The organism is Cellulomonas iranensis NBRC 101100 = JCM 18110 (assembly GCF_001552375.1).
Taxonomy (GTDB): Bacteria; Actinomycetota; Actinomycetes; order Actinomycetales; family Cellulomonadaceae; genus Cellulomonas; species Cellulomonas iranensis.
In genome coordinates, this window is the sequence record NZ_BCRB01000039.1 from 26,085 (window position 1) to 33,575 (window position 7,491).

At 75.9% G+C, this 7,491-nt stretch carries 7 protein-coding genes; 1 reads left to right on the forward strand and 6 read right to left on the reverse strand.

The window, feature by feature from the left end; all coding sequences use genetic code 11:
* Positions 1-105 precede the first annotated feature (105 nt).
* The 6 genes from galK to CS2_RS10020 all read right to left on the reverse strand — a co-directional run bounded on the left by galK (position 106) and on the right by CS2_RS10020 (position 6,710).
* Positions 106-1,347: a galactokinase gene (gene galK, locus CS2_RS09995; RefSeq protein ID WP_070319864.1), complete on the reverse strand. Its 1,242-nt coding sequence runs from the start codon at positions 1,345-1,347 to the stop codon at positions 106-108.
* 86 nt (positions 1,348-1,433) lie between these two features.
* Positions 1,434-2,657 carry a galactose-1-phosphate uridylyltransferase gene (gene galT, locus CS2_RS10000; RefSeq protein WP_070319865.1) on the reverse strand — a complete coding sequence of 408 codons (1,224 nt, stop codon included), beginning with the start codon at positions 2,655-2,657 and terminating at the stop codon, positions 1,434-1,436.
* The gene (locus CS2_RS10005; protein WP_070319866.1) at positions 2,654-3,457 is read right to left on the reverse strand and encodes a DeoR/GlpR family DNA-binding transcription regulator; all 804 of its coding nucleotides are present in this window, start codon (positions 3,455-3,457) and stop codon (positions 2,654-2,656) included. The genes galT and CS2_RS10005 overlap by 4 nt, the downstream gene beginning before the upstream one ends.
* Before the next feature lie 180 nt (positions 3,458-3,637).
* Complete coding sequence (locus CS2_RS10010) at positions 3,638-4,804, reverse strand: Mrp/NBP35 family ATP-binding protein (protein WP_070319867.1); 1,167 nt, start codon at positions 4,802-4,804, stop codon at positions 3,638-3,640.
* A 51-nt stretch (positions 4,805-4,855) separates the two neighbouring features.
* Positions 4,856-5,404: a DUF1003 domain-containing protein gene (locus tag CS2_RS10015; RefSeq protein WP_070319868.1), complete on the reverse strand. Its 549-nt coding sequence runs from the start codon at positions 5,402-5,404 to the stop codon at positions 4,856-4,858.
* Positions 5,397-6,710: a magnesium transporter MgtE N-terminal domain-containing protein gene (locus CS2_RS10020; RefSeq protein ID WP_070319869.1), complete on the reverse strand. Its 1,314-nt coding sequence runs from the start codon at positions 6,708-6,710 to the stop codon at positions 5,397-5,399. The genes CS2_RS10015 and CS2_RS10020 overlap by 8 nt, the downstream gene beginning before the upstream one ends.
* Positions 6,711-6,879: 169 nt before the next feature.
* Here CS2_RS10020 and CS2_RS10025 point away from each other — a divergent pair.
* Positions 6,880-7,491: YflT domain-containing protein (locus CS2_RS10025; RefSeq protein ID WP_174524299.1), on the forward strand; the 612-nt coding region annotated here is incomplete at its 3' end.

The following is a 7,491-nucleotide window of genomic DNA, read 5'->3' on the forward strand; positions in this document are numbered from 1 at the left end:
TACGCGGTGAGGAGTAGCGGGCCCGAATCGGCGACCGGATCCGCCGCGGTCGTGCACGGGGCTCCGCCGCGAGGCGAGCGCCCTCGGGTCGGTGGTCCGGGGCCGTCAGCCCGCCGGCGGTGCCGCGACGGCCACCGCGAACGCGGGTGCGGCGAGGCCGCGCTCGGCGAAGGCCGCGGCCACCGCGCCGGCGACCCCGGCGACGTCGTCCGCCCCGACCAGCGCGATCGCCGAGCCGCCGAACCCGCCGCCCGTCATGCGCGCGCCCCGTGCGCCCGCGGCGCGGGCCGCGTCGACCGCGACGTCGAGCTCGCGGCACGACACCGCGTAGTCGTCGCGCAGCGACGCGTGCGACGCGTCCATGAGCGGGCCCACGGCCTCGACGGCGTCGGCGTCGAGCGCCGCGACGAACGCCGTCACGCGCGCGATCTCGGAGACCACGTGCCGCACGCGCGGCACCAGCGCCTCACCGTCGGGCGTCGCGGCGAGCGCCTCGAGCGCCCACGCGTCGCCGCGCGGGTCGTCCGCGACGTCCCGCAGCGAGCCGACGCCGAGGCGGCGCGCGGCCTCCTCGCACGCGGCCCGCCGCTGCGCGTACTCGCCGTCGACGTGCGAGTGCTCGGCGCGCGTGTCCACCACGAGCAGGGCCAGCCCGTGCGCCGCGAGGTCGAACGGCACGTGCCGCACGGCGCCGTCGCGGCAGTCGAGCAGCAGCGCGTGGCCCGCGCGCGCCCGCAGCGACGCGGCCTGGTCCATGCCGCCGGTCGGGGCGCCGGCCATCTCGTTCTCGGCGCGCACGCACACCGCGGCGAGGGTCGCGCGGCCCGCGTCGTCGGTCGCCGCACCGGCGGCGTCCACCGTCCCGGCCAGGCCCAGGCCGTGCAGCGCGTCGAGCGCGACCGCCACCGACGCCTCGAGCGCGGCGGACGACGACAGGCCCGCGCCGAACGGCACGCACGAGTCGATCGCGAGGTCGAACCCGCCCACGGCGTGGCCCGCCTCGCGCAGCGCCCACGCGACGCCCACGACGTACGCGGCCCAGCCGCCGACCGCGCCCGGTGCCGCGTCGGCCAGGCGCACCTCGCGCACGCCCGAGGGCTCCTGCGCCGAGACCAGGCGCACGACGTCGTCGTCGCGCCGCGCGACTGCGGCGTAGGTGCGGTGCGGCAGCGCGATCGGCAGCGCCAGGCCGCCGTTGTAGTCCGTGTGCTCGCCGATGAGGTTGACGCGCCCCGGCGCCGACCACACGCCCTCGGGAGCGGCGCCGTAGGTCGCGACGAACAGGTCGCGCGCGCGTCGCTCACCCTCGGTGCGGTCCCACGCGGGGGTCCAGACGGGTGTCGTCATGTCGTGCTCCGGGGCTGTCGCGTCGGTCGGGGCGGGCGTGGTGGCAGGGGTCGTGGCAGGGGTCCGGGCGGCGTCGCCCGCCGGGCTCACGCGAGCTCCTGCAGGCGGCGCGCGATGCGCTCGGGGGTCGTGTCGCTGATCCACGAGGCCATGGCCGACTCGACGCCAGCCAGGTACTTGAGCTTGCCCGGCGCGCGCAGCACCGAGAACACCTGCAGGTGCAGGCGCGACACGTCGCGGCCCTCGCGCACGGGCGCCTGGTGCCAGCCGCTGATGTACGGCAGCGGGATCGCGCCCCCGTCGCCGTCGACGAAGAACTGGTCGAGCCGGCGCAGCAGCGTGAGGTAGGTCGTCGCGAGGTCGGCCTTCTCGGCGTCCGTCAGCGCGGGCAGGTCGGGCACGTCGCGGCGCGGCGCGAGGTGCACCTCGACGGGCCAGCGCGCGGCGTACGGCACGTACGCGACCCAGTGCTCGGACTCCAGCACGACGCGCTCGCGGTGCCGCAGCTCGGCGTCGAGCACGTCGCGCAGCAGCACGCGGCCCGTCGCGTCGTGGTGCGCGCGCGCCTGGCGCAGCATCGCGCGGGTCTTCGGCGTGACGTAGGGGAACGCGTAGATCTGCCCGTGCGGGTGGTGCAGCGTGACGCCGATCTCCTTGCCGCGGTTCTCGAAGCAGAAGATCTGCTCGACGCCCGGCAGCGCGGACAGCTCGCGCGTGCGGTCGGTCCAGGCCTCGACGATCGTGCGCATGCGGCGCGGGCTCACGGTGGCGAGCGAGGCGGTCGGGTCGGACGAGAAGCAGATGACCTCGCAGCGGCCGTTCGCCGGCCGGCGCTGCCACAGCGGCTCGCCGTCGACGAGCTCGGTCGCGTCGTCGACGCCGGGGACGGCCATGAGCGAGGGGAACCGGTTCTCGAACACGACGACGTCGTAGTCGGTGTCGGGGATCTCGCCGTCCTGGTACGTCGCGCCGGGCTTGGCGGGGGCGAGCGGGTTCGCGTCGGCCGGGGGCAGGAACGTGCGGTTCATGCGGTGCGCGGCCATGGGGATCCACTCGCCCGTGAGCGGGTCCAGCCGCAGCTCGGGGCCGGTGACGGGGTGCGCGACGCCGTCCGCGTCGACGACCGGTGCGAACCGGTCCGGCAGCGGGCGCGGGTCGTCGAGGCGTCGCGTCGCGGCGCCCGAGACGTACGGCTCGGAGTCGTCGAAGTAGAGGAGCTCGCGGCCGTCGGCCAGGCGGGTGGACGTGCGGCGCACGCGCGCGGCGAGGTCGGGCGCGGTGCTGTCCGAGGGGCTGTCGGGGGTGCTCACGGGGCGTCTCCGGTGACGGGTGCGGGGGTTGCGAGGATCAGCCGGTCGACGGCGGCCTCGAGGTGGGTGCGGGCGTCGGCGGACAGCCCGGTGTCGACGACGAGCGTGTCGATCTCGTCGAACCCGCAGATGCGGGCGAGACCGACGGTGCCCCACTTGGTGTGGTCGGCGAGCACGGTCGTCGCGGCCGCGCAGCGCACGAGCGCGCGGTCGGTCGCGGCCTCGGCGAGGTTGGGGGTCGTGGGTCCGTCGGTGTCCAGGCCGTGCACGCCGAGGAACGCGCGGTCGACGCGCAGGCTCGCGAGGGTCGCGTCGGCGACGGGCCCGACCAGCGCGTCGGAGGGCGTGCGGGTCCCGCCGGTGAGGACGACCTCGACGTCGTCGGCGCCGTGCAGGACGTCGGCGACCCGCAGGCCGTTGGTGACGACGGTGAGGGGCCGCAGCGCGGGGTCGGCGGCGATCATCGAGGCGAGCAGCCACGTCGTCGACCCCGCCGACAGCGCGAGCGACTGGCCGGGCTCGACGTCGGCGAGCGCCGCCCGCGCGACGCCGGCCTTCTCGGCGGACGCCCACGTGCGCTTGGCCTCGAAGCCGGGCTCGTCGGTCGAGCGCGCGGGCGTCTCGGGGGCGACCGCGCCGCCGTGCACGCGCCGGACGAGTCCGGCACCCGCGAGCTCGGCGATGTCGCGCCGCACGGTCATGTCGGAGACGTCGAGCGCCGCGACGAGGTCGGCGACGCGCACGGCCCCGTGCGCACGGACCTCGGCGAGGATGCGCTCCTGCCTCTGCGTCGCGAGCATGTGAACAGTATCCATCACGCCCGAACAAAAACCAACAGCCCGGGGGTCTGTGACCCACCGTCGGCAGGCCCCTCCACGCCCGAGTGCGGGGTTCTGCCGGTCCGCGGCGTCGAGAACCGGCAGAACCCCGCACTGACGGGCGCGACCGGGAGAGGCCGGACGGGGGAGACGCCCCGGCGGTCAGCGGCCGACGGGGGACAGGCCCAACGAACGGCCCGCGAGGTTGCGCGGGCGTCCCGCGAGACCCCGCGCCACCTCACGCAGCGCCACGGCCCCCGGCGAGTCGGGCGCCGTCAGCACCACGGGCGTGCCCCCGTCACCGGCCTCGCGCAGCCGCACGTCGATCGGGACCTGCCCCAGCACGGGCACGTCCGAGCCGATCAGGCGCGTGAGGTTGGCCGCTACCCGCTCGCCGCCGCCCGCGCCGAACAGCTCCAGGCGCGAGCCGTCGGGCTGCTCGAGCCACGCCATGTTCTCGACGACGCCCACGACGCGCTGCCGGGTCTGCACCGCGACCGACCCCGCGCGCTCGGCGACCTCGGCGGCCGCCACCTGCGGCGTCGTCACCACGACGATCTCCGAGCCCGGCAGCAGCTGCGCCACCGAGATCGCGATGTCGCCCGTCCCCGGCGGCAGGTCCAGCAGCAGCACGTCCAGGTCGCCCCAGAACACGTCGGCCAGGAACTGCTGCAGCGCGCGGTGCAGCATCGGACCGCGCCACACCACGGGCTGCCCGACCGGCACGAACATGCCGATCGACACGACCTTCACGCCGTGCGCCTCGGGCGGCAGCAGCATGTCGTCGACCTTCGTCGGCGGGCGGTCGACGCCCAGCATCCGCGGGATCGAGAAGCCGTAGATGTCGGCGTCGACCACGCCCACGCGCAACCCGTCCGCCGCCATCGCGACCGCGAGGTTCGCCGTCACCGACGACTTGCCGACGCCGCCCTTGCCCGACGCGACGGCGATCACCTTCGTCAGCGAACCCGGCTGCGCGAACGGGATCTGCGGCTCGGCGTCCGTGCCGCGCAGCATCGTGCGCAGCGCGCTGCGCTGCTCGGCCGTCATGACGCCCAGGTCGACCCGCACGCCCACGACGCCGTCGAGCGGCGCGACCGCGGCCGTGACGTCGCGCGTCAGCGTGTCCTTGAGCGGGCAGCCCGGCGTCGTGAGGTCCAGCCCGACGACGACGAACGTGCCCCCGTCGCGCGGCTCGAGGTCGACCGACCGGATCATCCCCAGCTCGGTGACCGGGCGGTGGATCTCCGGGTCCTGCACGCCGGCGAGCGCGGTGCGCACGGCGTCGAGCAGCGGGTCGGCGGGGGAGGAGTCGTCGAGGGGCGGCACGCGACCATCGTAGGTCGGGCGGACGGGCGGTCCGCGGGCCGTGGGGCCCGCTCAGCGCTCGGGCGCGCCCCGCCGGCCCGGGTCCGGCGCCCGGTGCTCGTCGCCCACGTCCTCGTGCCCCGCGTTCTCCGCCTGCAGGTCCTCGAGCAGGTTGCGCAGCTCCGAGCGCACGAAGTCGCGCGTCGCGACCTCCGACAGCGCGATGCGCAGCGACGCCATCTCACGCGCCAGGAACTCGGTGTCGGCGAGGTTGCGCTCGGCGCGCTGCCGGTCCTGCTCGGCCTGCACGCGGTCGCGGTCCGCCTGCCGGTTCTGCGCGAGCAGGATCAGCGGGGCCGCGTACGACGCCTGCAGCGACAGCATGAGCGTGAGCGCCGTGAACCCGTTCGACGCCTGGTCGAACCGCAGCTCGCGCGGGCCCCACGTGTTCCACGCGAGCCACACGACGCAGAACACCGTGAGCCACACGATGAACCGCGGCGTGCCCAGGAACCGGGCGATCGACTCGGAGATCCGGCCCGACGCGTCCTCGTCCCGCGTGCCGCCCCGCGACAGCAACGACAGGCCGCGCGTGCGCGGCTGGTCCAGGCGCTCAGCCACGGGTCACCCCCGGCGGCCCGCTGCGCACCACGGGCGTGGGACGCGTCGGCGGCCCCGCGTGCACGTCGTCGGTCTCGCGCCAGTCGTCCGGCAGCAGGTGGTCCAGCACGTCGTCGACCGACACCGCGCCCAGCAGGCGGCGCTGCTCGTCGACCACCGGCAGCGCGAGCAGGTTGTACGTCGCGAGCTGGCGCGTCACCGACAGCAGCGGCGCGTCGACCGCGACCGGCTCGAGGTCGGTGTCGACGATCTGCCCGATCGACTCGTGCGGGGGCTCGCGCAGCATGCGCTGCAGGTGCACGACGCCGATGTAGCGCCCCGTGGGCGTCTCGAGCGGCGGCCGCGCGACGAACACGAGCGACGCGAGCGCGGGCGTCAGGTCCTGGCGCCGCACGTGCGCGAGCGCCGCCGCGATCGTCGTCTCGGGCCCGAGGATCACCGGCTCGGTCGTCATGAGACCACCGGCGGTGTTGTCCTCGTACGCCAGCAGGCGGCGCACGTCCTTGGCCTCCTCGGGCTCCATGAGCGCGAGGAGCTCGGCGGCCTGGTCGTCGGGCAGCTCGCCCAGCAGGTCGGCGGCGTCGTCGGGCTCCATGGCCTCGAGCACGTCGGCCGCGCGGCCTCGCTCGAGGTTGCCGAGGATCGCGACCTGGTCGTCCTCCGGGAGCTCCTCGAGCACGTCCGCGAGGCGCTCGTCGTCCAGCGCGGACGCGACCTCCAGGCGTCGGGTCGAGCCCATCTCGTGCAGCACGTCGGCGAGGTCGGCGGGCTTGAGGTCCTCGTACTGCGCGAGCAGCAGCTGCGCACCCTGCGCGGCCGACGGCCGACCCAGGCCCACGACGTCCTCGACCGGCACGAGCAGCGTCTCGCCGCGGCGGCGCAGCAGCCCGCCGCGCGGGTCGACGCGCCGCACGAACACCTTGGTCACGAGCCAGTCGCCGTTGCGCTGCAGCTCGATCGCGACGTCCTCGACGCGGGCCTGCCCGGAGCCGTCGGCGAGCTCGACCGTGCGGTCCAGCAGCTCGCCCATGACGACCGTCTCGGACGCGCGCTGCTCGAACCGCCGCATGTTCAGCAGGCCCGTCGAGATGACCTGGCCCGCGTCGACCGCCGTGACGCGCGTGAGCGGCAGGAACACGCGTCTGCGCCCAGGGACCTCGACGACCAGCCCCACGGCGCGCGGCGCACCCGTGAGGCGCACGAGCACGACGACGTCGCGCACCCGCCCCACCTCGTCCCCGATGGGGTCGAACACGGTGGTCCCGGCGAGGCGCGCGACGAACACCCGGGTCCCGACGCTGCTCACGGCCGTCAGCCTAGACGCCGGACCCCCGCCCGGCCGGACGTGCCCCGGCGCGCGCGGTGGACGTCCCGCGTCCGCGGCGTGACGCCGGGCGACAGCGGGCCGGGCCGTGCGGCTGCCGCGTCCGGCCCGCTCCCTGGCGGCTCCCAGACTCGTGCGGGAGGATCACCCCATGGCGTTCACGCAGCCCCAGCGGATCCCGACGACGCCCACGCTCCCGACGGGCGAGACCGTCGCGCGCTACGGCACCTACCTCGAGGCGCAGAAGGCCGTCGAGCTGCTCGCCGAGAAGTCGTTCCCGGTGCGCGCCGTGACGATCGTCGGCAGCGACCTGCGCATGGTCGAGCGCGTCATCCGGCGGCTCTCCTACCCGAGCGCGGCGCTCGGCGGCTTCCTCTCCGGCGCGTGGTTCGGGCTGTTCGTGGGCCTGATCCTCACGCTGTTCTCGCCGACCGGCGGGCCCGGCATCATGCTGCCCGCGATCCTGCTCGGCGGTGCGTTCGGCCTGCTGCTGTCGGTCATCGGCTACTCGTTCACGCGCGGCCGGCGGGACTTCGCGTCCGCGAGCCAGATCGTCGCGACGTCGTACTCGGTGCTGTGCCAGGCCGAGCACGCGCACAAGGCCCGGAACCTGCTCGCCGAGACCGGGGGAGTCGTGTCCGGCTGGCCCGAGCCGGTCGCACCGCCCGCGCCGCCCGTCGGTCCGCCGCCCTCGGCCCCCGGCACGGGGTACCTGCCGCCCGGGGCCGACGCGCCCGCCGGGCCGCCCGTCCCGCCGCAGCCC

Excerpts from the sequence above, each read along its gene's own strand:
- galK (WP_070319864.1), bottom strand. The coding sequence starts at position 1,347 with ATGACGACACCCGTCTGGACCCCCGCGTGGGACCGCACCGAGGGTGAG.
- CS2_RS10005 (WP_070319866.1), bottom strand. The coding sequence starts at position 3,457 with ATGCTCGCGACGCAGAGGCAGGAGCGCATCCTCGCCGAGGTCCGTGCG.